Source organism: Ensifer sp. Root278 (genome assembly GCF_001429285.1).
GTDB lineage: Bacteria > Pseudomonadota > Alphaproteobacteria > Rhizobiales > Rhizobiaceae > Ensifer.
In genome coordinates this window covers 237,506-261,699 of the sequence record NZ_LMJJ01000012.1, presented here as the reverse complement: position 1 = coordinate 261,699, position 24,194 = coordinate 237,506, and the positions used below count along the sequence as shown (strand labels likewise).

Sequence of the window (24,194 nt, the reverse complement as noted above, 5' to 3'; positions counted from 1 at the left end):
CTCCCCCATTGCCCGGGCATCCTCGGTGCCTATCGCTGGCCACAAACCCGGAACAGCCATCACGCAGGCCATTCCGGAAAACCTTCAAAGAAGCGAGAGCTGCACCCCCGTTCCGAGCGGCGGCACGAACAGATCGTCGCGAAGCTGGCGGCGTGTCGGGTTGAAGCCGAGGCGCTTGGTGGCGAGATCGAAGCGGCGGCCGATCTGCCAGGCATAGGGGCCGGCGCCTTTCATGCGCTTGCCGAACTCGGCGTCATAGTCCTTGCCGCCACGCATGGAGCGGACGAGCGACATGACGTGGCGGTAGCGGTCCGGATAGTTGCGCAGAAGCCAGTCACGAAACAGCGGGCTGACTTCGAGCGGCAAGCGCAACAGCACATAGCTCGCCTCCGTCGCACCGGCCGTCCTTGCCGCTTCGAGAACCCGCTCGATCTCATGGTCGTTGAGCGCCGGGATGATCGGAGAGACGAGAACCCCGGCGGGGATGCCGGCCTCGGCAATGGCACGCATCGCCTCCAGCCGCTTGGGTGGCGTTGCGGCGCGGGGCTCCATTGTCCTCGCCAGCTTGCGCTCGAGCGTGGTGACTGAAATGCCGACCCGCGCCAGTCCCTTCTCGGCCATCGGCGCGAGAATGTCGATATCGCGGGTGACCATCGCCGATTTGGTGACGATCATGACCGGGTGGTTGGCGTCCCTCAGCACTTCGAGGATCTGGCGCATGATGCGCCATTCCTTTTCAATCGGCTGATAGGGATCGGTGTTGGTGCCGATGGCGATTGGCCTGACCTTGTAATCCGGTCGCGCCAGTTCGCGCTCCAGGAGCCGCGCGGCATCCGGCTTGGCGAAGAGCTTCGCCTCGAAATCCAGACCCGCCGACAGGCCCATGAAGGCGTGTGTGGGGCGGGCGAAACAATAGATGCAGCCGTGCTCGCATCCGCGATAGGGGTTGATCGAACGGTCAAAGGAGATATCGGGAGATTCGTTGCGGGTGATCACCGTCCGCGGCTTCTCGACCTGGACTTCGGTCTTAAAGGGGGGCAGATCTTCCAGGCTTTCCCAGCCGTCGTCGAAGCTTTCCCGCGCCTGCGGCTCGAAGCGGCCGGACGTGTTGAGCCCGGCGCCGCGTCCGCGGCGGCGGTCGATATCGATCCGCAAGCCTGTTGCGCTCATCATCGCTTCGGCGACATCTGCCGTATTGGCGGGCGCAAGCGCACCCTGCCTGATCTGAGACAGCTCGTTCATTGGAATCTCCCCGGAATCAGACCTTTGATCCCGTTTTGTTCTGATTATTTTCCTATCTCGAATACGAGAACAATTCAAGAACAAAAAGCGGGAGCAGTACGTTTGGAGTTTCGTGCTCCCCGGTTTGGTTTTCAGCCAAGCCAGCAGTGCATGTAGCAATTGTGAGTGTGATGCGGTAGGACGGGCTATGCTGACGATCATCATGGAAACGCGGGACAACGAAGCCGAGCTGGTGCAGACGCTGTCGGTGCTCGTCGCCGGCGCCGTGGAGGGCCTCGTCAGTGATGTGATTGTCCTCGATCACGGCTCCACGGACGGCTCGTCGCGTGTGGCGGAAGCGGCCGGCTGCCGCTTTCACGTCGATTGGAATCTCGGCGACGTCGTGCGTTCGGCGCGCGGCGAATGGCTGATGCTGCTCGAACCCGGTGCCCGTCCGATCGGCCGGTGGATCGACGAGCTTGCCGAATACGTCTCGCTCAACAGGGCGCCCGCGCGCTTCTCCGATTCCAGAATGCACCGCAAACCGTTCTTCCGCCGCCTGATCCGGCGAAGAAAGCCGCTGGAAACGGGTTTCCTGGTGAACAAACATGATGCGCTCGCAGCGGCCGATGGCAATCGATGCCTCGGCGACATGACGAATGTCCGGGCGGTCCGCAAACTCTCGACGGAGCTCGTTCCGGCCTGGGTCGTCACCGAAAGCAAGCCGACGCCGGGACGCTCCTGATCGCTGTGCACTAAAAAGGTGCCAGTCCCAGGGGACGGCACCTCAAGGTGGCTCTCAAATGACCTTGTCTGGTAAATTTCTTACCGGGCAGCATTCTGGCTGCACGTCGTATCCCCTTGTTCTCCCCGCCCGGGGATATCGGCGGGGAGGCGTCTTTGCAGCCTGAAGAGAAACGTGCGGCGTCCGATCTTCGGTGGGCTGATGATCGGACGCTAAAGGCACGAAAAATGGCTGTCAGTTCCAAAGGTAACAGACGGGCCGAAAGTGCGATGGGACGTGGAGGATCCGGGCTTAACCGCGTTTGAGGTGCTCGTCGAGCCGGGGCATGATCTCGACGAAATTGCAGGGCATGTGCCGGTAATCGAGCTGCTGCTTCAATATGCCGTCCCACGCATCGCGGCAGGCGCCGGGTGAGCCGGGCAGAACGAAAATGAAGGTGGCGTTGGCAACGCCGCCAGTTGCGCGTGACTGGATCGTCGAGGTGCCGATCTTCTCGTAGGAGATCCGATGGAAAACCTCGGAGAAGCCGTCCATGCGCTTTTCGAACAGCGGCTCCAGCGCCTCCGGCGTCACGTCCCGGCCGGTGAAGCCCGTGCCACCGGTCGTGATCACCACGTCGATCGTCGGTTCGAGCGTCCAGGCCTTCACCTGGTCGTAAATCTGCGCCCGATCGTCCGGCACGATCGCGCGCGCTTCCAGGCGATGACCTGCGTCGCGCACCCGCGCCTCCAGCGTGTCGCCCGATTTGTCGTCGGCGAGCGTGCGGGTGTCGGACACCGTGAGGACAGCAATTCCGACGGGAACGAAGGGGCGTTTTTCGTCGATGCCAGCCATTCTACTTGCCTCTTCCTATCGTGTTGCAGGCGAGAACGTACCAGCCGGGCTGCGCCTCCGAAAGAGTACGCGCTGTCGCAGCCGCACGCTCACCGTTGTCGAAAATGCCGAAGCAAGTGGCGCCTGAGCCCGACATCCGAACCAGCAGGGCCCCGGCCTCCATCAGCGACTGGCAGACGTCGCCGATGACAGGCTGCAGCTGCTGCGCCGGCGGCTGCAGATCGTTGCGCATCGTTGCCATTGCCGCCAGCCACGCGTCGAGCGTTCCCGAAGCCTGAGGCAAAACGAGCGGCGCATTGGTCTTGTTCGCGAGCGTCCGGAACACCACCGGCGTCGAAACGGCAACGAGCGGATTGACCAGTACGAGGGGCAGGGATGGAAGGTCGGCAAGCGGCGTGATGTCCTCACCGATGCCTTTCGCCACGAGAGGAATGCCGGCGAGGCACATCGGTACGTCGGCGCCGAGCGCCAATGCCATTGCATCGAGGCGGGAGGGTTCGATCGCGGCGTGCCAAAGTTGGAGAAGCCCAAGAAGCGTCGCCGCCGCGTCGGCGGAACCGCCGCCGATGCCGGAAGCGAGGGGCAAATTCTTTTCGAGATGCAGATGAACAGGGCCGGCAGCGGCGAGGTTGCGGGACCGCAGTTCCTCACGCAGGACATCTCGCGCCTTTAGGACCAGATTGCCGCCCTGGGCGCTGGCATCCATTGGCAGTTCTGCGGCAAAGGGCCCCGATACGGTAAAGAGGTCGGCGTCTGCCGATGCAAAGCCGATCCGGTCGCCGCGATCGGCAAAGGTGACGAGGCTTTCGAGAAGGTGGTGGCCGTCGGCCCGCTGGCCGACGACGTGGAGCGCCAGATTGATCTTTGCGGGCGCCGCGCGCGTCAGCGTGAAGCCCGCGATGCCGTCATCAATCATGGATCGATCAGGACTTCTTGTCCGGCGCCGGCGCTTCCGCTTCCGGGGTCACCTTCTTCGGCGCGGTTTCCTTGGCATCGGCGGAGGCCGGAACCTCTTCCTTCAGCGGCGGCAGGCCGTTTTCGATCTTCGCCTTGATCTTCGGGATCTCGGCTTCCTCGGGCTTCAGCTCAAGCGTCTGTGTCCATTGGAACACCGCTTCGAGCTTGCGGCCGACGCGCCAGTATGCGTCACCGAGGTGATCGTTGATCGTCGGGTCGCCGGCCATCAGTTCAGCCGCTTTTTCCAGTTCCACCACCGCATCGTCGAAGCGGTTCATGCGGAAATAGGCCCAGCCGAGCGAATCGACGATGTAGCCGTCGTCGGGCTTCAGTTCGACCGCCTTGCGGATCATCTCGAGGCCTTCGTCGAGATTGATGTTCATGTCGACCCATGAATAGCCGAGATAGTTCAAAACCTGCGGCTGGTCCGGGTTGAGTTCCAGCGCTTTCTTGAAGCTCGGTTCGGCCTTGTCCCAAAGCTTCTGGCGCTCGTAGGCAATGCCGCGCTGGAAGAACACGGTCCAGTCGCTGCGCTTCGGCACCGGTCCGATCTGTTCGACGGCCTGGTCGTAGAGCGTGCCCATCTCCTTGTAGTCCTTGGCGTCGGAGAGCACGCTGCCATAGGCGAGATAGTTGCGGATGTTCTTCGGATCGACGTCGATCAGCGCTTTCAGGTGCTTCTTCGCTTCGTCGACTTTGCCGATGCTGGCCAAGCTCAGGCCGAGTTGCAGTTCAGAGACGCGCCGCATCGGCGAGGTCTCCGGGATAGCCTTGTAGAGTTCGATCGCCTCGTTCGGCTTCTTCAGGTTTTCGGCGATGCCGCCGAGCATCACGAGGATGTCGGCGCTGTCGGGGTCGAGCCGGCGGGCGGTCTGCAGATAGAGCGAAACGATATCCTCGGCGCCGTCGCGATTGAGCGCAGCACCAATCGAGAAGAGCACGGCCGCAGCGCCCTGGCTGGCATTCTTGACCTGCTGTTCTTGCGGAACACCGTTCTCGATGTCGGTCCTCAGCGCCTGCAGCGGCGTGTAGTTGTTGACCATGTTCTCGCCGACGGCGACGGTATCGAGCGCCTTCTGCTTGTTGCCTTCGCGCGCCTCGAAACGAGCCAGCGCTTCGACCGCCCGCATGAAGGTGTCAGGCGCAGCACTTCCGCCTTCCCGATCCAGAATGGCATCGTTGAGCCTGGTCCGTGCGGTCTGCTTGTCGCCCGCGGCAACCGCGATCGCGCCGGCGTGATAGTTCTTGAACACGCGGAACCAGTCGGGGCCTTCCAGGCCGTTGATCTGCGCCAGCGCTTCCTTCGGCTTGCCCTGGCCGAACTTCGCCCAGGCGGAAAGCAGGCCGTTCATCAGCCGGTCGAGATCGTTGGGGCCTTGGTAGTTCAGGAGTTTCTGCGCATTGCGATACTCGCGCTTGCGGATCGCTTCGATCGCGCGGATCACGGTGGTGATGCGCTCGACGGCCGGGTCTGACTTCAGCTGCTCGGCAATCTTGGCGCCTTCATCGAACTGGCCGGCCATCAGCAGGGTGATCATCAGCCGCTGCTTGACGTCGTTGTTGTTTGGTTCGAACTGCAGCGCGATCTTGTAGAGCTCGGTGGCGGACGCGAAGTCGCGGTCCGTATCGGCGGTGCGGGCAGCGAGGAAGGCGCCGGCGAAAGTGTTCACCGTCTTGATGTCAAAGGGTTCGCTTTCCTCGACAGCGGCGACCTTGTCTTCCGCGAAGGCCTGGTGGCTGCCGCTGACTGCGGCGAGAGCCAGCAGTGCTGCGCCGCTAAGGAGGCGGAGGATCGTCATTTGCCGCATGTCAAACCTTTCGTGCCGATTGCTCGGTCTTGCGCACCACTGAGGGTTGTTTCCGGAGTCAGCCACATATAGCCCAGCGCAACTCTTGAGGAACAGAATGGCTTTTTTGGCGCAATGCGGCAAGAAAATCCTGTCGGTCGTCCCGGTAGGGTTGAGGTCCCGTCAGCTTACCCGGTCGATGCAGAAGTCGATCACTTCCGTGAGCGCCGACTTCCAGGGGGACGCCGGCAGCGGTGCCAGCGCATCGCGGGCAATCGTGCCGTAGTGCTGGGCGCGCGCGATGGTGTCGCTCAAGCCGCCGTAGCGCTTGATCAGGCCGAGCGCCTTTTCGAGGTTCTGATCGCTGCTGTCGCCGCCTTCGATCGCCTCGCGCCAGAAGGCCCGGTCTTCTGCCGTTCCGCGGCGGTAGGACAGGATCACCGGAAGCGTGATCTTTCCTTCGCGGAAGTCGTCGCCGACATTCTTGCCGAGGTCGCTCGACGAGCCGCCATAGTCGAGCACGTCGTCGACGAGCTGGAAGGCGAGGCCAAGGTTCATGCCGTAGGATTTCAGCGCATTGCGGTCGGATTTGCTCGTCTGGGCGACGATCGGTCCAACTTCGGCGGCAGCGGCAAAGAGTGCCGCGGTCTTCGCGCGAATGACCTGGAGATAATCGTCCTCGGTCGTTTCCATGTTCTTGGCGACGGAAAGCTGGAGAACTTCGCCTTCGGCGATGACGGAAGCAGCCGTCGAGAGCACGTCGAGCGCGTCGAGCGAGCCGACATCGACCATCATGCGGAAGGCCTGGCCGAGCAGGAAGTCGCCGACAAGAACACTCGCCTGGTTGCCCCAGATCGTGCGCGCGGTGGACTTGCCGCGGCGAAGGTCGCTTTCGTCGACGACATCGTCGTGCAGCAGCGTCGCCGTATGCATGAATTCGACGCTGGTGGCGAGCTTGACGTGGGCGTCGCCCTCATAGCCGAACATCGAGGCGGAGGCGAGCGTCAGCATCGGGCGCAGGCGCTTGCCGCCGGAAGAAATCAGGTGGTTGGCGACTTCGGGAATCATCTGAACGTCGGAACCGGCCTTCGACAGGATGAGCTGGTTGGCGCGCTCCATGTCCGGCGCTGTCAGGTCGACGAGCGGCTTAACGGACGCCTGTTTGTTTTTGCTGTCTTCCAGCGGTATCACTACGCCCACACCGGGACTCCTGTTTTCATTGTCGCTTTCGACAATAGGAAGGGGTATCCCGTGCGGCAAGAGGCGAATTGTCCCGCTTGCTGAAATAGGACAGGAAAAACCGCCGGATGAAGGAATTGATCCGTACCAACGATGCCGTCGTGCTCTCCTTTGCCGAGAGCCTGATGAAGGATGCCGGCATCGCAAGTCTCATCGCCGATCAGGGGATGAGCATTCTGGAAGGCTCGCTCGGCCTGCTGCCCCGCCGTTTTCTGGTCGCGGACGAGGACGCGGAAGCCGCGCGGCGGATATTGATCGACGCCGGGCTCGAGGCGGAGTTGCGGTCGTGAACTCGGACCCAGTGCTGGCGGCCGCAACCGAAACCGTCGATGCCTTCCATCGCGGCAAGTTCCATGTCGTTCAGCCGCTGGGGCAGGGACATCGCTCGGGCATGGACGCGATGCTGCTGGCATCGCTCGTTTCCTCGGATCATCCCTGCCGCATCGCCGATCTTGGCGCCGGTGCGGGCGCCGCCGGCATGGCCGTCGCTTCGCGGATCGCAGCTGCGGAGGTGGTGCTGGTGGAGCGCTCACCGATCATGGCGGAGTATGCCCGTCGCAGCCTGCTGCTGGCTGAGAATGCCCGCTTTGCTTCGCGGGTCTCGGTGCTGGAGGCCGATGTCTCGCTTGCCGGCAAGGCGCGTGTCGCGGCGGGTCTGGCGGATGACAGCTTCGACCACGTGATCATGAATCCGCCCTTCAACGACGCTTCCGATCGCAAGACGCCGGACAGCCTCAAGGCTGAGGCCCATGCGATGAGCGACGGGCTCTTCGAGGTCTGGGTGAAGACGGCTGGCGCGATCATGAAGCCGGGCGGGCAACTGTCGTTGATTGCCCGGCCGGAATCGATCGCCGAGATCATCGCCGCCTGCGGCCGCCGCTTCGGCGGCATCGAGATCACGGCGCTGCATCCGCGCGTCGGCGAAAACGCCGTGCGCATCCTGGTGACGGCGATCAAGCAGAGCCGCAAGCGGCTGGTGTTGCGCGCGCCACTCGTCATGCATGAGGAGGGGCATCGCTTCGCTGATCATGTCGACGATCTCAACAACGGTCGTGCCGCCTATCGCCGCCGCTGATTTACCGTATGCGGCATTGCGTTTGTCGTGGCAGTGCATACATGCCATGGATGGGCCAATACATTTGGCCATCGGAGCGGCATGAGGAAAGGTGCCATGCCGTTTTCCTCACGCTGCTCCAAAGCGATCCAGTAGGCAGGAGTTGAAATGAAGGCGTTCCTGAGACGGTTGTTGCCGAGGCGATTTCGCAGGGAAGGCGTGACGATCCCCGTTGTCCGGCTTCACGGTGCGATCATGGCTGGCGGCGGGCAATTCCGGCCGGCGCTCAACCTGGCAACGGCGGCACCGCTTCTGGAAAAGGCCTTTGCAATCAAGGAAGCGCCTGCGGTTACGATCTCCGTCAATTCGCCCGGCGGCTCCCCGGTGCAGTCGCGCCTGATCTATCAGCGTATCCGGGACCTCGCCCAGGAGAAGAAGAAGCGCGTCCTGATCTTCGTCGAGGACGTTGCAGCGTCCGGCGGCTACATGATCGCACTCGCCGGCGATGAGATCATCGCCGATCCGACCTCGATCGTCGGCTCGATCGGCGTCGTTTCCGGCGGTTTCGGCTTTCCGGAGCTGCTGAAGAAGATCGGCGTCGAACGACGCGTCTATACCGCCGGCGAAAACAAGGTGATGCTCGACCCGTTCCAGCCGGAAAAGGAGCAGGACATCGCGTTTCTGAAGAACCTGCAGCTCGACATCCATGATACCTTCATCCAGATGGTGAAGGCGCGTCGCGGACAGATGCTCGCCGATGATCCGGATATCTTCTCCGGCCTTTTCTGGACTGGCCGGCGCGGATTGGAACTGGGGCTAATCGACGGTCTCGGCGATCTGCGCGGCGAGGTGAAGAAGCGTTACGGCGACAAGGCGCGGCTCGAACTCATCCAGCCGGTGCGCAGCCTTTTCGGCCGCCGGCAGACCGGCACGGCCGTTGCCGGCGCCCTTGTCGAGCCCTTGGCGGCGTCGGCGGCAGCGGGTCTTGCCGAAGCAATCGAGGAAAGGGCATTGTGGGCGCGGTTCGGGCTTTGAGCCCAAGCAATTCCAGCGAAATTGTACGACGGTTTCGCATCCGGAATTGCGTAGAACATGAGATAGGGCGTTTCGACGACTGAATTTGATCGGAAGCGCCCTGGCTCACGCGTGATGTCCTTGGAGGAAAAATGCCGCAACTCATCCTGCTCCTGATTGCAGGTTTCGTCTTCTGGCTCGGCTACCGCAAGTTCGTGGCCGATGCGCAGAAATTGACGCGCCAGCGTGAACAGACCCGCCGCGAGGAGCGGACCGGGGCGCAGGGCACGCTGGTCCAGGATCCGGAGACCGGTGAGTACAGGCTGAAACGCGACGACGAGTAGCGAGATCAAAGGGCGCGGAGGCTCCGGCGCGTCTAATTGGCGGGCCGGCGCTGTAGTTGCTTGACCCTTCTCATCAGGCGTGGCACCTGTCCGGCTCAATTTTTATGAAGAAATCCGGACGCGATCCATGACCACTCTGCCCGATCATATGAACCCGAAGCGCTCGTTTCAGGCCCTGATCCTGACTTTGCACAACTACTGGGCCGACAAGGGTTGCGCCGTCCTGCAGCCCTACGACATGGAAGTGGGCGCCGGTACCTTCCATCCGGCAACGACCCTGCGCGCGCTTGGTCCGCGCCCCTGGCGTGCCGTCTATGTGCAGCCGTCGCGTCGCCCGACCGACGGCCGCTACGGCGAAAACCCGAACCGCCTGCAGCACTACTATCAGTACCAGGTGCTCTTGAAGCCGAACCCGTCCAACCTGCAGGAGCTCTATCTCGGCTCGTTGGAGGCGATCGGCCTCGATCCGCTGCTGCACGATATCCGCTTTGTCGAGGACGACTGGGAAAGCCCGACGCTCGGCGCCTGGGGCCTCGGCTGGGAGTGCTGGTGCGACGGCATGGAAGTGTCGCAGTTCACCTATTTCCAGCAGGTCTGCGGCATCGAATGCTCGCCGGTTTCCGGTGAACTGACTTACGGTCTCGAGCGTCTCGCCATGTATGTGCAGGGCGTCGACAACGTCTACGACCTGAATTTCAACGGCCGCGAAGGCGCCGAGAAGATCAGCTATGGCGACGTCTTCCTGCAGGCGGAACAGGAATATTCGCGCTACAATTTCGAATACGCCAACACCGCCATGCTGCATCAGCACTTCATCGATGCCGAAGCGGAGTGCCAGGCATTGTTGGCCGCCGGCGCACCAGGCGATCACAGCAACAATCAGCTGCACAAATGCGTCTTCCCCGCCTATGACCAGTGCATCAAGGCGAGCCACGTGTTCAACCTGCTCGATGCCCGTGGCGTCATCTCGGTCACCGAACGCCAGAGCTACATCCTGCGCGTCCGAGCGCTGGCCAAGGCCTGCGGCGAAGCCTTCCTGCTGACCGACGCTGGCGGCGCGAACTTCAACCGGGACGCGGCTTGATCACGCAACCGTCCGGCCTCGTCGTTCACATCAACGGCTGGCCGGGAACCGGCAAGCTGACGATCGCGCGCCATCTGGCCGAAAGGCTGGGCGCGCGGCTTGCCGACAACCACACGCTGATCAATCCGGCCGAGGCGCTGTTTGCGCGGGGCACACCGCTCTATCGATCGCTGCGCGCGGCGATCCGTGAGAGTGTGTTGGACCATTTGGCGAGGGCGCCAGGGGAACAATCCTTCGTCTTTACCGATGCGCTCTCGGATGACGCCTCCGACACCCGCGCCTTCGAAGACTACGCCGAGCTTGCGCGCCTGCGCGGCGCCCGCTTCGTTGCGGTCGTCATCGATTGCGATGTCGAGGAAAATCTCAAGCGGCTGACAAGGGCCGGACGGTCAAAGCAACACAAGCTGACCGATCCTGCGATCCTTTTGGACCTTAGGGCCAGACACAGATTGCTGCGGGGCAATGGTCATGCGGTTGTCGAGATCGATGTGACGACGCTTGGCGCCAATGAGGCCGCCGAGCATATCGCCGGCCGTATCTTTGCGTGATCAAACAACATTGACGATGGCGGCAGCGTTGTTGGCCTGGTCCAGGGTGGGGTAGGCGCCGGTGTAGATCTGACCCGCATAGGTCTGTAAGGCGCGACGAACACCGACCGGCTTTTCCTCTGCGATGGACACGTTCGCATAGGCAACGAAAAGCGCCGTGAAGGCGATTGCGTTGATGAGGGGTGCGAACGTTTTCATGACCTTAGCTTCGTTTTCCAGGAGTTGCTCTCTGGATTGGAATATGGCTGAAGGTCAGCAATGCTGCCGTTCCCGTTGGAACAGGGATTGGACGCCGCACGCGAACACTGTGTTCACGAGGGGGAATGCGCATTGTCTCCGTTTGAAGCGACAGTTGGGGAGGAGTGCGTTTCTCCGCGCAATTGCGGTAGAAAGGCCTTTGCAGCTTGAAAGCCGGTGCTAATCTCGGCCGGGCAATTTTGGAGGGCACCCTATGATCGGTCTGGCAATCGCCGTCGTCGTGATCCTGTATCTGGTTTTCGTCTATAACGGTCTCGTCAAGGCGCGGCAGATCGCCGAGGAGGCCTGGTCCGGCATCGATGTGCAGTTGAAGCGTCGTGCCGATCTCATCCCCAACCTGATCGAAACCGTGAAGGGCTACGCGGCGCACGAGAAGTCGACTCTCGAAGAGGTGATCGCCATGCGCAACCGGGCGCAAGCGGTGCCTGCAGGCGATGTCGAGGGGCGAGCGCAGGCCGAAGGCGCGCTGTCCCAGGCGCTCGGCAAGCTGTTCGCGCTTGCCGAAGCCTATCCGGATCTGAAGGCCAACGAGAATTTCGCCGAACTGCAGCGCTCACTGGAGACGATCGAGGGCGAGATCCAGATGTCGCGCCGCTATTACAACGGCGCTGCCCGCGATCTCAACGTCAAGGTCGAGAGCTTCCCGTCGAACCTGATCGCCAACGCCTTCCGTTTCGTCAAAGCCGGCTATTTCGAGATCACCAACGAAGCCGATCGCGCGGTGCCGCAGGTCAAGTTCTGAGCTTTTCCCATCCGCGGTTCCGATCGCCACGAACATCCCGGCCGCGGGCTCCCGCCGCAGCTCATTCGCATCAAGAGACCTATTCGATGACCACCGATACCATGAAGAAGCTGACCATCCTGCCGACCGACCATCCGCTTCGCGGCCATGTGCGCCCGCCGGGCTCGAAGTCGATCACCAACCGCGCGCTTTTGCTGGCCGGCCTTGCGAAAGGCACGAGCCGATTGACGGGTGCCTTGAAGAGCGACGACACCCGCTACATGGCGGATGCACTCAGGGCGATGGGTGTCGAGGTCAGCGAGCCGGATGAAACCACATTCGTCGTGACCAGCACGGGCAAGCTGCTCCCGCCGGCTGCACCGCTGTTCCTCGGCAATGCCGGAACGGCGACGCGCTTCCTGACGGCGGCGGCCGCTCTCGTCGATGGCACAGTCGTCGTCGACGGCGACCAGCATATGCGCAAGCGCCCGATCAAGCCGCTGGTCGAAGCACTCGGCGCCCTCGGCGTCGAGGTTACCTCCGAGACCGGCTGCCCGCCGGTCACCGTCAAGGGCACCGGCGGCTTTCCGGCCGGCCGCGTCGTCATCGATGCCGGCCTTTCCAGCCAGTATGTCTCTGCCTTGCTGATGGCGGCTCCGGGCGCCAAGGGGCCTGTCAGCATCGAGCTTGCCGGCGACGAGATCGGCGCGCGTGGTTACATCGACCTGACGGTTGCCGCCATGCGCGCCTTCGGGGCCGAAGTCGAGCAGGTGAGCCCGTCCGTCTGGCAGGTCGCCCCGACCGGCTATCGTGCGGCGGACTATGTCATCGAGCCTGACGCGTCGGCTGCAACCTATCTCTGGGCGGCGGAAGTGCTGACCGGCGGCGCCATCGATCTCGGCGTCCCGGCAACAGCCTTCTCCCAGCCAGATGCGCGCGCTCATGCAGTGATCTCAAGCTTCCCGAACCTGCCTGCTGTCATCGACGGTTCGCAGATGCAAGACGCGATCCCGACGATTGCGGTGCTCGCCGCCTTCAACAACACGCCGGTACGCTTCGTCGGTCTCGCCAATCTGCGCGTCAAGGAATGCGACCGCGTGCGCGCGCTGTCGCTGGGCCTGACAGCGATCCGGCCGGGTCTTGCGCATGAGGAAGGCGACGACCTCATCGTCTCGTCCGACCCGGGTCTTGCCGGCCAGACCCTGCCGGCATCGATCGACACCTTTGCCGATCATCGCATCGCCATGAGCTTCGCGCTTGCCGGCCTGAAGATCCGCGGCATCACCATCGAGGACCCTGGCTGCGTCGCCAAGACCTATCCGGCCTATTGGGACGCGCTCGCATCCCTCGGCGTCGAATTCACCGGCGACCGGCCGTGATCGAGAGCGGATGAGGAAAAGTGTATGCGGTTTTCCGCCCGCATCCCGCTCTAACTTATCAAATCGCCGCGCCTTGACCCCCAACCGGAACTTGACCCTCAACCGGAAGAAAGCTTGATCCGCATGGCCCGTCTCGCTGCCGCATTCGCCATTCTGGTTCTTTTGCTGGCGACGGCGGGCATCGGGCGGGCGGAGGAGGTCTTCTCCGCCTATCGCTCCGTCATCGACCTCGCCAAGGACGGCACGATGACCGTGACGGAGACGATCACGGCGACGGTCGAGGGCAACAAGATCCGCCGCGGCATCTATCGCGACCTGCCTTTGACCTTCACCGATGCGAAGGGCAAGCGCAGCAAGGTCGACTTCGAGCTGCTATCGGTCGAGCGCGATGGCGAGGAGGAGCCCTACCGCACGGAGTCGATCAGCGGCGGCGTCCGCATCTACACCGGTTCTGCCGAGGTGTTTCTGGACCCGGGTGAGCATACCTTCCAGTTCACCTACGAGACCGGCCGGCAGATCCGTTTCTTCGACGATCACGACGAACTCTACTGGAACGTGACCGGCACGGAGTGGGACTTCCCGATCGACGAGGCGAGCGCCACGGTGACCCTGCCGGAAGGCGTTAGGGTGGAAGCACTCGATTTCTTCACCGGCGGCTACGGCGCGACCGGCAAGGACGCCCGAGGCTCGCGGGACGGCAGCGAGATCTTTTTCGCCACCACCCGCCGTCTCGATCCGCGCGAAGGGCTGACGATCGCCATCAAGATGCCGAAGGGCAGCATCATCAGGCCGTCCTCCAGCCAGGAGAACGCCTGGTGGCTGCGTGACCACCTCGCGCTTGTCATCGCCGGTGCCGGGCTCGTCCTCGTCCTCATCTATTACAGCCAGGCCTGGTTGCGGGTCGGGCGTGACCCGGACCGCGGCGTCATGGTGCCGCGCTGGGATCCGCCGGAAGGCATCTCGCCGGCGCTGGTCAACTACATCGACAACAAGGGTTTTTCCGGCGAAGGCTGGACCGCACTGTCGGCGGCAGCACTCAACCTCGCGGTCAAGGGCCACGTGGTTCTCGAAGATCTCAAGAACGCCATCGTCATCGCCGCCACCGGCAAGGGAAGCAACGAAAAACTGCCGACCGGCGAAGCGGCCGTCATGAAGGCGGTCAATGCGGCCGGCGGCACGCTCACGATCGATCGCGCTCATGGCACACGAGTGCAGGCGACCGGTGCGGATTTTCGCAATGCCATGGAGCGCGAGCATCGCGGCAAGTACTACCTGGCAAACAGCGGCTACATCGTCGCCGGGGTCGTCCTGTCGGTCCTGGCGGTCGCGGCGGTCTTCCTCTTCGGCGATCTCAGCGAAGACAGCCTGCCGCTGGTAATCGTTCCCGTCTTCATCGCCTTCTTCGTGTCGATCCTCGCCGTCTCATTCGGCAAGTCGCTGCGCCGTGAGAAGAGCCTGATGAGCCGGATCATGTCGATCGTGGTGGTCGCCTTCATCGGCTTCGTGGCCTTCACGATCTTCTCGGCGATCCTCGCAGCCGTCTTCTACTCGGCAGCCGAAACCGATGAGTTGCCGCTGTTGTTCGTGATCGGCGCCATCGTCCTCGTCAACGTGTTGTTCTTCTTCCTGATGGGTGCGCCGACGCCGCTCGGCACGCGGATGATGGATGGTATCGACGGGCTTAGGCAGTACATGACGCTCGCCGAAAAGGACCGGATGAACATGCAGGGCGCGCCTGAAATGTCGCCCCGGCATTTCGAGACGCTTCTGCCCTATGCGGTAGCGCTCGGCGTCGAGAAACCGTGGACAGAGACCTTCGATCGATGGCTGCTCGCCGCCGCGGCGGGAGCGGCGGCGGCGGTCGCCTATCAACCGAGCTGGTATCACGGCGACGGCTTCGGCTCGAGCACCTTCGGCGACCGTATCGGCGGATTTGCCGGTTCGATGGCCGACACGATAACCTCGTCCCTGCCACCCCCGCCCAAATCGTCATCGTCAGGCTTTTCGACCGGCGGCGGCTTCTCCGGTGGCGGTGGCGGCGGTGGCGGCGGTGGCGGCTGGTGAAACCGGCCCCAAACGCAGGCATCCCGCCAAATTCATCGACGGGCTTGGTGACATTCTTGCCAGAGATTGCTAAGTCCGCCGCAACCGTCAGGAACAGAAAAAGTCGCTCCCATGCCCGATCTTCTTATCGAACTCCGCTCCGAGGAAATTCCTGCCCGCCTGCAGCGCAAGGCGGCCGGCGACCTCAAGAAGCTGCTGACCGATGCCCTGGTCGAGGCGGGCCTGACCTATGAGGGTGCGCGCGAATACTGGACGCCGCGCCGGCTGACGCTCGATATCCGTGGCCTCAACGCCCGCTCCGCCGATATTCGCGAAGAGCGCAAGGGCCCTCGCACCGACGCCAACGAGAAGGCGATCGAAGGCTTCCTGCGTGGCGCCGGTCTCTCCTCGATCAGCGAGGCGCATGTCCACAGCGATCCGAAGAAGGGCGATTTCTATGTCGCTCACATCGTCAAGCCGGGCCGTCCGGCCGAAGAGATCATCGCCGAGGCGATGCCCGGCATCATCCGCAATTTCCCCTGGCCGAAGCCGATGCGCTCCGGCGCGGCGTCGGCAAAGCCCGGTGCGCTTCGCTGGGTCCGCCCGCTGCAGTCGATCGTCTGCACCTTCGGCTCGGAAACCGAGGAAACCCATGTGATCCCGTTTGAAGTCGACGGCATCGTCGCCTCGAACGTTACCTATGGGCACCGTTTCCACGCGCCTGAGGCGATTACGGTTCGGCGCTTTGCCGACTACGCTGAGAAGCTCGAAAAGGCGAAGGTCGTTCTCGATGGCGAGCGCCGCAAGGAAATGATCCTTGCCGATGCGCGTAACGTCGCTTTCGCCAACGGGCTGGAACTCGTCGAGGACGAGGGTCTCCTGGAAGAGGTCTCCGGCCTCGTCGAATGGCCGCAGGTGCTGATGGGCAGCTTCGAGGATGCCTATCTCGAAATTCCCTCGGAAATCATCCGTCTGACCATCAAGACCAACCAGAAGTGCTTCGTCACCCGCGCACCTAGCGCCGAAACGCTCTCCAACAAGTTCATCCTCGTTTCGAACATCGAGGCGAAGGACGGCGGTAAAGAGATCGTGCACGGCAACGGCAAGGTCGTGCGCGCCCGCCTTTCGGACGCCGCCCATTTCTGGCACCGCGACCAGGGCAACCTGCCGGATCTCGAAACGCTGGAAGCGTCCGCGGAAAAGTTCGCTCTCGATCTCAAGAAGCCGCTCGACCAGCGCATGGCCAAGCTCGACGCGCTGAACGTCACCTTCCACGCCAAGCTCGGCACGCAGGGCGAACGCGTCGCCCGCATCCGGGCGCTGGCCGCTGAACTCGCCAAGGTGATCGGCGCGGATCAGAAGCTCGTCGACCGCGCCGTGGTGCTCGCCAAGGCGGACCTGCGCACCGAAGCGGTCGGTGAATTCCCCGAGCTTCAGGGCATCATGGGTCACAAATACGCGCTGCTTCAAGGCGAAGAGCAGTCGGTCGCCGATGCGCTCGAGGATCACTACAAGCCTCAGGGCCCGTCCGATCGCGTGCCGACCGATCCGGTGGCGGTGACCGTCGCGCTTGCCGACAAGCTCGACACGCTCGTCGGCTTCTGGGCGATCGACGAAAAGCCGACCGGCTCGAAGGACCCTTATGCGCTGCGCCGCGCGGCACTCGGCGTTATCCGCCTGATCCTGGAAGGCAAGGCGCGCCTGGCGTTGCTCCCGGCCTTCGAAGCCGCGCTCGTTGCTCTCCGAGCACAGAAGCCGGCGCTTGCAGGCGACGTTTCCGCCGATCTGCTCTCCTTCTTCCATGACCGGCTCAAGGTCTATCTGCGCGATCTCGGCGCCCGTCACGACCTGATCGACGCGGTTCTGACGTCGGATTCGGACGACCTACTGATGATTGCCCGCCGCGTCGAGGCGCTGACGGCCTTCATCACCGACGAGGAAGGCCGCAACCTCCTGGCCGGCACCAAGCGTGCAACGCAGATTCTCGCGGCCGAAGAGAAGAAGGGAACGACTGTCGCCGACGCCGTCGATGCCGGCCTCTTTCGTCTCGATGCCGAAAAGGCGCTGCACCAGGCGGTCGAAACCGGTTCGGGCGAAGCGCGCAACGCGATCGCCAAGGAAGACTTCCGTTCGGCGATGGAAGCGCTGGCAAGGCTGCGCGAGCCGGTCGATCAGTTCTTCAACGACGTGCTGGTCAATGATGACGATGCCGCGATCCGAGCGAACCGGCTGGCGCTGCTTGGCCTGATCCGTTCGGCAACCGGCACTGTCGCGGACTTCTCCAAGATCGCAGGCTAAGGCGAAAAGGTCGGCTGCCGGCTCCGGAAGCATCCGCTGTTGCTCCCGCACAAACGTTCAAGCGGGTCGCCGTGAGGCGACCTATAACCTGTCTCCATCACGCAGATGGAGACAGCCGATGGATACCGCGACGAGGACCCACAAGCCGATCAATTTCGCCGAAAAACTCTCGCTCTTCAGGGATCAGTGGCAGCCGCGCGTCATTGCCGAACTCAATGATTATCAGTTCAAGATCGTGCGTATCGAGGGCGACTTCATCTGGCATGATCACAAGGATACCGACGAGGCGTTCATCGTGCTTGAAGGTACACTGCGCATCGATTTCCACGACGGGTCGGTGACGCTTGGGCCAGGAGAGATGTACGTCGTGCCGAAGGGCGTCGAGCACAAGCCCTATGCGGAGCGCGAGGTGAAGATGCTGCTGATCGAGCCGCGCGGCACCCTCAACACCGGCCATGAGGGCGGCGAACGCACGGCGGAAAACGATCGCTGGATCTGACGCGCGTGGCTGCTCACTGCATGTCTCAAATCGACCTCGATTTGAGGACGAATTCATGCAGCGCGGCGCTGTAGGGTCGGGATCGCGCTTGATGACCATCCCGCCTCGGAGTAGGAAGGCATATGCCCGCAAAGATCCTCGTCAGCGCCTGTCTCATGGGCCATGCCGTCCGTTATGACGGTCAGTCGAAACCGCTCCTTCATCCGGCGATCGATCGCTGGCGCGCCGAAGGCCGTCTCGTGACCATCTGTCCGGAAATGTCTGCCGGCATGCCGGTGCCGCGCCCGCCAGCGGAAATTGCTTCAGGCGCCGTCGGCAAGGATGTGCTCGAAGGCGAGGCGAGGGTGGTGGAGATCACCGGCCGCGACGTGACCGAAGACTTCGTGCGGGCCGCCGAAAACGCGCTTTCGCTGGCGAAGGAAACCGGCTGTCGTTTTGCGCTGCTGATTGATGGCAGCCCGTCCTGCGGATCCGGCTTCGTCTATGACGGCAGCTTTTCCGGCGCTCGCCATCCGGGCGAGGGTGTGACGGCAGCATTGCTCGCCGGCAATGGCATCGAAGTCTATTCGGACAGGCAGATCGAGGCGCTGGTCGCGCGGATCGAAGGATTGGAAGGCCCATAATAAAAGATTGCGCCCCTGCTTCTCTCAGGGGCGCAATCTCTCGCTGTGCAGCGAAACGCCCGTCAGCCTTGCATGCAGGGGACAGCTGAGCGGGGCAGGGAACTTTCCCGATAGGAGATCAGTCTAGCCGAAGTTCGAGGGTGGACGGATCAAATTGCTGTGAGCCGTCTTCGGTCGGCGGTGCAACTGAGCCGCCCATGGAGGCACCGATCGGCGTGACCGCGGCGGTCTTTGCGGTCTGGTCGATCGCGATCATCTTCGCGTCGTCCGCCACCGGGTTCTGGTCGTCCGCATTCGTCGAGACGACGACCGTCGGGGAGGCATCACTGTCGGCGGAAGCCGCCTTGATGATCTCCTGCGAAGGCTTGCTGACAAAGACGACCGGGGAGCCACCGAGCCAGGCTTCGGTGCGCACCATCTTCATCTCGCCGTTGATTTTCTTGAGCTCGACCGTTTCGTCGCCCGCAGCGATCGTGGGTACCACATAGGTCACCTTCTTCTTCGACTGCAGCGGCGGGCACGCGGCGCAGGAGACGGTGGCGACACTGGCGTTGTCGGTCGTGCGCGACGCGAGCGCCTCGATCGACGACGCCTCTGCGTTGCCGGCGGCAAGCCCGAGGACGGTGGTGATCAGCAACAGGCGCATACGCTTTCTCCCGCAATTGTTAGCGGCGAGAATATGCGCACTCCCTTACTTTCCCGTCAGGAGAATTGGTAAAAATAGAATGATCCGGAAATGAGTTCCGCTCCGGATCACGCTTTCTCGCGTGCAACCGCACGCCAGCCGATATCGTGCCGGTAGAAGCCGTTGTCCCAGGAAACGGCCGAGACCGCCGCATAGGCTCTGTCCTTGGCCGTGCCTGCATTTGCGCCTGTTGCGGTGATGTTGAGCACGCGGCCACCGGTCGCGACCAGGGCGCCATCCTTCATCGCTGTGCCAGCGTGGAACACCTTGGTGGTGGCCGAGGCCACGGGCAGGGCGGTGATCGGCGTGTTCTTGGCGTAGCTGCCAGGATAGCCCTTGGAGGCCATCACGACGGTCAGCGCCGTCTCCTCGCGCCAATCGGCCACCATGCCGGCGAGCGTGCCGGTCGCCGCGGCATAGAGCAGCGGCAGCAGATCGCTCTTCATCCGCATCATCAGCACCTGGCATTCCGGGTCGCCGAAGCGGACATTGTATTCGATTAGCTCCGGGCCCTTGGCGGTGATCATCAGGCCGGCAAAGAAGACGCCGGAAAAGGGATGGCCGCTTTCCGCCATGCCGCGCATCGTCGGCTCGATGATCTCCTTCATCGTGCGCTCGATCATCTCGGCCGTCATGACCGGAGCGGGCGAGTAGGCGCCCATGCCGCCGGTATTCGGCCCGGTATCGCCGTCGCCGACGCGCTTGTGATCCTGCGCGGAGGCAAGCGCCAGCGCGGTCTTGCCGTCGCACAGGCAGAAGAAGCTTGCTTCCTCACCATCGAGATAGGCCTCGACCACCACTTCGGCGCCGGCAGCACCAAAGGCGCCGGCAAAACAATCGTCGACGGCAGCGAGCGCCTCATCGAGCGCCATGGCGACGGTGACACCCTTGCCGGCTGCCAGGCCATCGGCCTTGATCACGATGGGCGCGCCCTGGGCGCGCACATAGGCCTTGGCGCTTTCGGCATCGGTGAAGCGGCCATAGGCGCCGGTCGGAATGTCATAGCGGGCGCAAAGATCCTTGGTGAAGCCCTTGGAGCCTTCGAGCTGGGCGGCGGCGGCAGACGGGCCGAAGACGGCGATGCCGGCTGCGCGCAGGACGTCGGCGAGACCGGCGACCAACGGGCCCTCAGGACCGACCACGACGAAATCGATCGCTTCCTTGCGGCAAAAATCGGCGACGGCCGCATGATCGTCCGTGTCGAGCGCGACGATGACGGCTTCTTCGGCGATGCCGGGATTGCCCGGTGCCGCATAGAGCTTCGTCAGTTTGGGAGACTGCGCAATCTTCCATGCAAGGGCGTGCTCGCGCCCACCCGATCCGATGAGAAGAACCTTCATTGCAGCCCCCGATATCCCGAAATTGCTGCGCTGCGGTTAGGACGGCAGGGCGGCAAGGTCAAGGGAAAATGGGAGTCCAGGCAGCGATTCCCGCAATCGCCACCGTTCAGGCGATGGCCTGCCGAGTTTGTACGTCATCCAGCCCTTCGTCGTGCGCGTAGCGGGCGGTGCGCGTCAGCGCCCAGATGCCGAGATCTTCAATCGGCAGCGGCTTGCTGATGAGATAGCCCTGGAACAGATCGCAACCGGCTGCAGTCAGCATCGAGAGCTTCTCTGGCGTGTCGATGCCTTCGCCGACGACGGCGACGTCCTTGGCGTGGCAGAGCGCGATGAGCGCCTTGAGCACCGGCAGCGACTGCGACGCGGTGAGGTTCGAGACCAGCGCCCGGTCGAGCTTGATAGTATCGGCCGTGTATTCGATGATCTGCTGCACGGACGTGTAGCCGGCGCCGAAATCGTCGATCGAAAGGCGGAAGCCATTCTGGCGCAGGGCGTCGATGTTGCGGCGAAGCTGGTCGCTGAACTTGACGGCGAAGGTTTCGGTGAGCTCGATCTCGATCGAACGCGCCTCCAGCCCATGTCGCTCCAGGCAGTCAGAGAAATGGTCGGCAATCGCCTTGGAGTGCAGTTCGGCCGAGGAGATGTTGATTGCCAGCACCGTTTCCGGGCCGAACAGCGCCTTGAGCTGCCGGCAATCGGACATCGCCTTGTTGATCACCCACCAGTCGATCTTGGTGAAGAGACCGGAGCTTTCGGCGATCGGCACGAATTCATCCGGGGTAACATTGCCGAGGACGGGCGAGTACCAGCGCAGCAGCGCTTCGCAGCCGGTGACGCGGCCTTCGGTGTCGACCATCGGCATGTAGACGAGATGGAACTGTTCGTCCGGATCGAGCGCGCGCAGCTCGTCCTGGATCTGGCGCAGCCGCGTGCGCTTATCGTGAAGCGCGCGCGAGAAACGGGCCGAACGGTTCTTGCCGCTGGTCTTCGCCTGATACATCGCGGCATCGGCATTCGAAATCAGCTCGGCAAGGTTGGTCGCATCGTCCGGGCAGATCGCCGCGCCGATGCTTGCGGTCACCGGGTAGCGCTTGTCGGAGACTTCGAAGCCGTCCTCGAACAATCCCAGAATGGCGGCCGAAATTTCCCGGACCGTTCCGTCGCCGGGTCGCGATCGCACGAAAACGGCGAATTCGTCGCCGGAGAGGCGGGCAAGAATGGCCGGCTTCTGGCCGCGCCGCTCGGTGATCGCATCGACGCGCTCGCCGATACGGACGGACAGCGTCTTCAGGAGCTCGTCGCCGATCTCGTGGCCGTGCTTGTCATTGACGAACTTGAAGTTGTCGATGTCGATAAACAGCAGGCTGCACTTCTCGCCGGCGGCGATTGCCTCGCGCACGGCGCCGGCGGCAAGTGCGTTGAAATGGCCGCGGTTGCTGATGCCGGTCAGGGTGTCGGTCCAGGAACTGCGTTGCACGAGTTTCAGCGATTGCACCGACTGCCGATGCAATTCGCGGATATTTTCCGTCAGCCGCCCGATCTCGCCTTTCTCCTCCATGTCGCGGATCTCGTCGCGCGCGCCCACCATCACCGCCATCACGTTGGCGTCGAGGCTTGCGATCGGGTCGGTAATGAAGCGGCGGATCAGCATGATGATCAGCCAGATCGAGAACAGGCTCATCGCCACGGCGCCGAGCGCCAGCAGGATCTTCTGCCTGGCCAACAGCGCATCGAAATGTTCGCTCGAAACCGTGAGCGTCGCATAGAGCGAGGGCCCGAGATGAACGCTTGCCGAAAGGTCTTCGGTAATCGCCAGCGGCCAGGGCTGGAGCACGATGTCGGAGCCGTATTCCTTCTTCAGTGCCTGCTGCATGTCGAGGAAGCGGTCCGGCTGGATCGCGACCTGGACGAGCAGAGCGCTCGATTTCTTGCTCGGCAGCGGCCGGGTGAAGGCGACCGGATCGAGGAAGAAGGAATAAACGATGCGTGGTCTTTGTCCCGCTTCGTAAAGATAGGTCCAGTCGGCGAGCGTGTCTTCGCGGATCAAGCGGCGGGCGAGGTTGAGCTGGGCCTCGTCGATCTGGGCGAAGGGGTCCCAGCTGTTTTCGAAATAGTAGTCCGTCTTCAGATCGGAAGTCAGCAGCGCCAGCGACACGTAGCCCGTCGGGTCGTCCAGGAGTGATTTGATGCTTTCCTGCAGCCTGACACCAAGCGCATTGGCGCGGTAGTTCTCATCCGTTTCGGACACATACTGGCGCAGCGAGTTGCCGTTCAAGAGCGCATTGAGGAAGCCCTTGCTGCGGCCGATCTCGTTCTGGAACACGGCGGCCGCATGTTCCAGGCGCTGCGACAGTTTGGCGTGTTCGAGCGCGCGGATGGAGCGGCTCTGCGTGACGTGGACCGAGACTGCCGCCAGCAGGTAGCCAGCGAGAACGACGGGGAAGATCAGGATGAGCGCGCGTTTGCCGAGATTCACTGGAAGTTCGCCAATGTGCTGATGATGCGTCGGCGCAATTGCACCGACTCTGTGGACAGTTCCTGTTGATACTGGCTCTTGGCCAGGATGTCGGGTGAGGGGTAGATGGCGGGGTCGGCGCGGACTTCTTCCGGCAGGAGCGCATAGGCTGCCCGGCTTGCCGTCGGCATGTTGAGCGCCAGCGCGTTCGCGGCAGCACTGCCCGGCGAACCGAGATAGTCGAGGAGAGCGAGCGCGCGGTCCTTGTTCGGCGATTTGGCGACGACCGACATGCAATCGAGCCAGGAAAGCGTGCCTTCCTTGGGAACGGCGTAGCGCCAGACGCCGGGCGTACCTGCCTTGTCGTTCAGCACGTGCTGGTCGCCGCTATAGCCCAGCGCCATATAGATGTCCTTGCTGACCGTCGGGTTCTGGATCGAGCTGATGATATATTCGTAGGTGAGCACCGAGGGCGCCTGTTCCTTCATCAGGTCGAAGGCGGCCTTCAAGGTGGCGCTGTCGTTGGTGTTGATCGATTGGCCGAGCAGCATCAGCGGCGCGACGAAGGCCTCGTTGTGGTCGTCGTACATGGCGACATGCTTCGCGAGCGCCGGGGCTGGACGCATGAGATCCTGCCAGGAGGCCGGCGCCTCCCGAACGACGTCCGATCGGTAGAGGATGCCCATCGTGCCCCAAAGATAGGGCAGGCCTCGGCCCGAGCAGCGCTTGCGCCAGCTTTCGTCATAGTCCCGCAGCGAGGCGACGTTGGTCTCGTCGAGCTTTTCGAGCACGCCCTTGCGACCGAAGAGGGCGGCGCTGTTTTCGCCGGTTACCACCAGGTCGACGCGGCTGTTCGGGTCGGCCAGCACCTCGTCGCGGGTGTCGCCGCTATCGTAATAGACCTGGTGCACCGCGACGCCTGTTATCGACGTCCAGCGATCAAGGATCTTCTGGTCGATATAGGATTCCCAGATCAGCAGGTTCAGGGTCTCGGCCGGTGCCGCCGTTGCAAATAGCAACGTCGCCAGAAAGGCCGGAATCGCCGTTCGCCCCTGCATTCTATACC

The 24,194-nt window shown here is 63.0% G+C and carries 23 protein-coding genes; 13 read left to right on the top strand and 10 right to left on the bottom strand.

All coding sequences use genetic code 11. From position 1 onward, the window contains the following. Positions 1 to 84 precede the first annotated feature (84 nt). Positions 85 to 1,242: a PA0069 family radical SAM protein gene (locus ASE60_RS12775; protein WP_057250809.1), complete on the bottom strand. Its 1,158-nt coding sequence runs from the start codon at positions 1,240 to 1,242 to the stop codon at positions 85 to 87. A 187-nt stretch (positions 1,243 to 1,429) separates the two neighbouring features. Between ASE60_RS12775 and ASE60_RS12770 the strand changes: the two genes are divergently transcribed. Next, positions 1,430 to 1,966: a hypothetical protein gene (locus ASE60_RS12770; RefSeq protein ID WP_057250807.1), complete on the top strand. Its 537-nt coding sequence runs from the start codon at positions 1,430 to 1,432 to the stop codon at positions 1,964 to 1,966. 291 nt (positions 1,967 to 2,257) lie between these two features. On the opposite strand, the gene moaB is transcribed toward ASE60_RS12770, so the two are convergent. The 4 genes from moaB to ASE60_RS12750 all read right to left on the bottom strand — a co-directional run bounded on the left by moaB (position 2,258) and on the right by ASE60_RS12750 (position 6,744). After that, a complete protein-coding gene (gene moaB / locus ASE60_RS12765) occupies positions 2,258 to 2,800 on the bottom strand; it encodes a molybdenum cofactor biosynthesis protein B (RefSeq protein ID WP_057250805.1) in 543 nt (180 codons plus the stop codon). 1 nt (position 2,801) lies between these two features. Continuing rightward, the gene (locus tag ASE60_RS12760; RefSeq protein WP_057250802.1) at positions 2,802 to 3,716 is read right to left on the bottom strand and encodes a 4-(cytidine 5'-diphospho)-2-C-methyl-D-erythritol kinase; all 915 of its coding nucleotides are present in this window, start codon (positions 3,714 to 3,716) and stop codon (positions 2,802 to 2,804) included. Between the two features lie 7 nt (positions 3,717 to 3,723). Next, positions 3,724 to 5,565: a tetratricopeptide repeat protein gene (locus ASE60_RS12755; protein WP_057250800.1), complete on the bottom strand. Its 1,842-nt coding sequence runs from the start codon at positions 5,563 to 5,565 to the stop codon at positions 3,724 to 3,726. A 162-nt stretch (positions 5,566 to 5,727) separates the two neighbouring features. Further along, on the bottom strand, positions 5,728 to 6,744 hold the full coding sequence (locus tag ASE60_RS12750; protein WP_057250798.1) for a polyprenyl synthetase family protein: 1,017 nt from the start codon (positions 6,742 to 6,744) through the stop codon (positions 5,728 to 5,730). Positions 6,745 to 6,851: 107 nt separating this feature from the next. On the opposite strand from ASE60_RS12750, the gene ASE60_RS12745 reads away from it, so the two are divergent. The 6 genes from ASE60_RS12745 (at position 6,852) to ASE60_RS12720 (ending at position 10,827) form a co-directional block, all read left to right on the top strand. Beyond that, positions 6,852 to 7,073, top strand: coding sequence for a DUF2007 domain-containing protein (locus ASE60_RS12745; RefSeq protein ID WP_057250796.1), 222 nt, complete (start codon positions 6,852 to 6,854; stop codon positions 7,071 to 7,073). Between the two features lie 11 nt (positions 7,074 to 7,084). After that, positions 7,085 to 7,858: a tRNA1(Val) (adenine(37)-N6)-methyltransferase gene (locus ASE60_RS12740; protein WP_162261291.1), complete on the top strand. Its 774-nt coding sequence runs from the start codon at positions 7,085 to 7,087 to the stop codon at positions 7,856 to 7,858. 147 nt (positions 7,859 to 8,005) lie between these two features. Further along, positions 8,006 to 8,872, top strand: a complete 867-nt coding sequence (locus tag ASE60_RS12735) for a S49 family peptidase (RefSeq protein WP_057250793.1) — start codon at positions 8,006 to 8,008, stop codon at positions 8,870 to 8,872. A gap of 131 nt (positions 8,873 to 9,003) precedes the next feature. Next, the gene (locus ASE60_RS12730) at positions 9,004 to 9,195 is read left to right on the top strand and encodes a hypothetical protein (protein ID WP_057250790.1); all 192 of its coding nucleotides are present in this window, start codon (positions 9,004 to 9,006) and stop codon (positions 9,193 to 9,195) included. Positions 9,196 to 9,322: 127 nt separating this feature from the next. Next, the gene (locus ASE60_RS12725; protein WP_057250788.1) at positions 9,323 to 10,279 is read left to right on the top strand and encodes a glycine--tRNA ligase subunit alpha; all 957 of its coding nucleotides are present in this window, start codon (positions 9,323 to 9,325) and stop codon (positions 10,277 to 10,279) included. Beyond that, positions 10,276 to 10,827: an AAA family ATPase gene (locus ASE60_RS12720; protein ID WP_057250785.1), complete on the top strand. Its 552-nt coding sequence runs from the start codon at positions 10,276 to 10,278 to the stop codon at positions 10,825 to 10,827. The genes ASE60_RS12725 and ASE60_RS12720 overlap by 4 nt, the downstream gene beginning before the upstream one ends. Here the strand turns inward: ASE60_RS12720 and ASE60_RS12715 are convergent, their stop codons facing one another. Beyond that, complete coding sequence (locus tag ASE60_RS12715) at positions 10,828 to 11,025, bottom strand: hypothetical protein (protein WP_057250783.1); 198 nt, start codon at positions 11,023 to 11,025, stop codon at positions 10,828 to 10,830. Between the two features lie 253 nt (positions 11,026 to 11,278). Between ASE60_RS12715 and ASE60_RS12710 the strand changes: the two genes are divergently transcribed. The 6 genes from ASE60_RS12710 (at position 11,279) to ASE60_RS12685 (ending at position 18,648) form a co-directional block, all read left to right on the top strand. Beyond that, a complete protein-coding gene (locus ASE60_RS12710) occupies positions 11,279 to 11,827 on the top strand; it encodes a LemA family protein (protein WP_057250782.1) in 549 nt (182 codons plus the stop codon). Positions 11,828 to 11,913: 86 nt separating this feature from the next. Beyond that, positions 11,914 to 13,185 (top strand): 3-phosphoshikimate 1-carboxyvinyltransferase, encoded by a 1,272-nt coding sequence (locus tag ASE60_RS12705; protein WP_057250780.1) that lies wholly within the window; start codon positions 11,914 to 11,916, stop codon positions 13,183 to 13,185. A 123-nt stretch (positions 13,186 to 13,308) separates the two neighbouring features. Then, entirely contained in the window at positions 13,309 to 15,249 is a 1,941-nt protein-coding gene (locus ASE60_RS12700) for a DUF2207 domain-containing protein (RefSeq protein ID WP_057251095.1), read from the top strand. Positions 15,250 to 15,360: 111 nt separating this feature from the next. Further along, on the top strand, positions 15,361 to 17,526 hold the full coding sequence (glyS, locus tag ASE60_RS12695; RefSeq protein ID WP_057250778.1) for a glycine--tRNA ligase subunit beta: 2,166 nt from the start codon (positions 15,361 to 15,363) through the stop codon (positions 17,524 to 17,526). Between the two features lie 118 nt (positions 17,527 to 17,644). Next, positions 17,645 to 18,025, top strand: a complete 381-nt coding sequence (locus ASE60_RS12690) for a cupin domain-containing protein (RefSeq protein ID WP_057250776.1) — start codon at positions 17,645 to 17,647, stop codon at positions 18,023 to 18,025. Positions 18,026 to 18,147: 122 nt separating this feature from the next. After that, positions 18,148 to 18,648: a DUF523 domain-containing protein gene (locus ASE60_RS12685; protein ID WP_057250774.1), complete on the top strand. Its 501-nt coding sequence runs from the start codon at positions 18,148 to 18,150 to the stop codon at positions 18,646 to 18,648. Between the two features lie 118 nt (positions 18,649 to 18,766). Here the strand turns inward: ASE60_RS12685 and ASE60_RS12680 are convergent, their stop codons facing one another. The 4 genes from ASE60_RS12680 to ASE60_RS12665 form a co-directional block, all read right to left on the bottom strand. After that, positions 18,767 to 19,294, bottom strand: a complete 528-nt coding sequence (locus tag ASE60_RS12680; protein WP_057250773.1) for a plant virulence effector HPE1-like domain-containing protein — start codon at positions 19,292 to 19,294, stop codon at positions 18,767 to 18,769. Positions 19,295 to 19,401: 107 nt separating this feature from the next. After that, complete coding sequence (gene purD, locus ASE60_RS12675) at positions 19,402 to 20,673, bottom strand: phosphoribosylamine--glycine ligase (RefSeq protein WP_057250771.1); 1,272 nt, start codon at positions 20,671 to 20,673, stop codon at positions 19,402 to 19,404. A 106-nt stretch (positions 20,674 to 20,779) separates the two neighbouring features. Next, on the bottom strand, positions 20,780 to 23,149 hold the full coding sequence (locus ASE60_RS12670) for a bifunctional diguanylate cyclase/phosphodiesterase (protein ID WP_057250769.1): 2,370 nt from the start codon (positions 23,147 to 23,149) through the stop codon (positions 20,780 to 20,782). Continuing rightward, a complete protein-coding gene (locus ASE60_RS12665) occupies positions 23,146 to 24,186 on the bottom strand; it encodes a spermidine/putrescine ABC transporter substrate-binding protein (RefSeq protein WP_057250767.1) in 1,041 nt (346 codons plus the stop codon). The genes ASE60_RS12670 and ASE60_RS12665 overlap by 4 nt, the downstream gene beginning before the upstream one ends. Positions 24,187 to 24,194 lie beyond the last annotated feature (8 nt).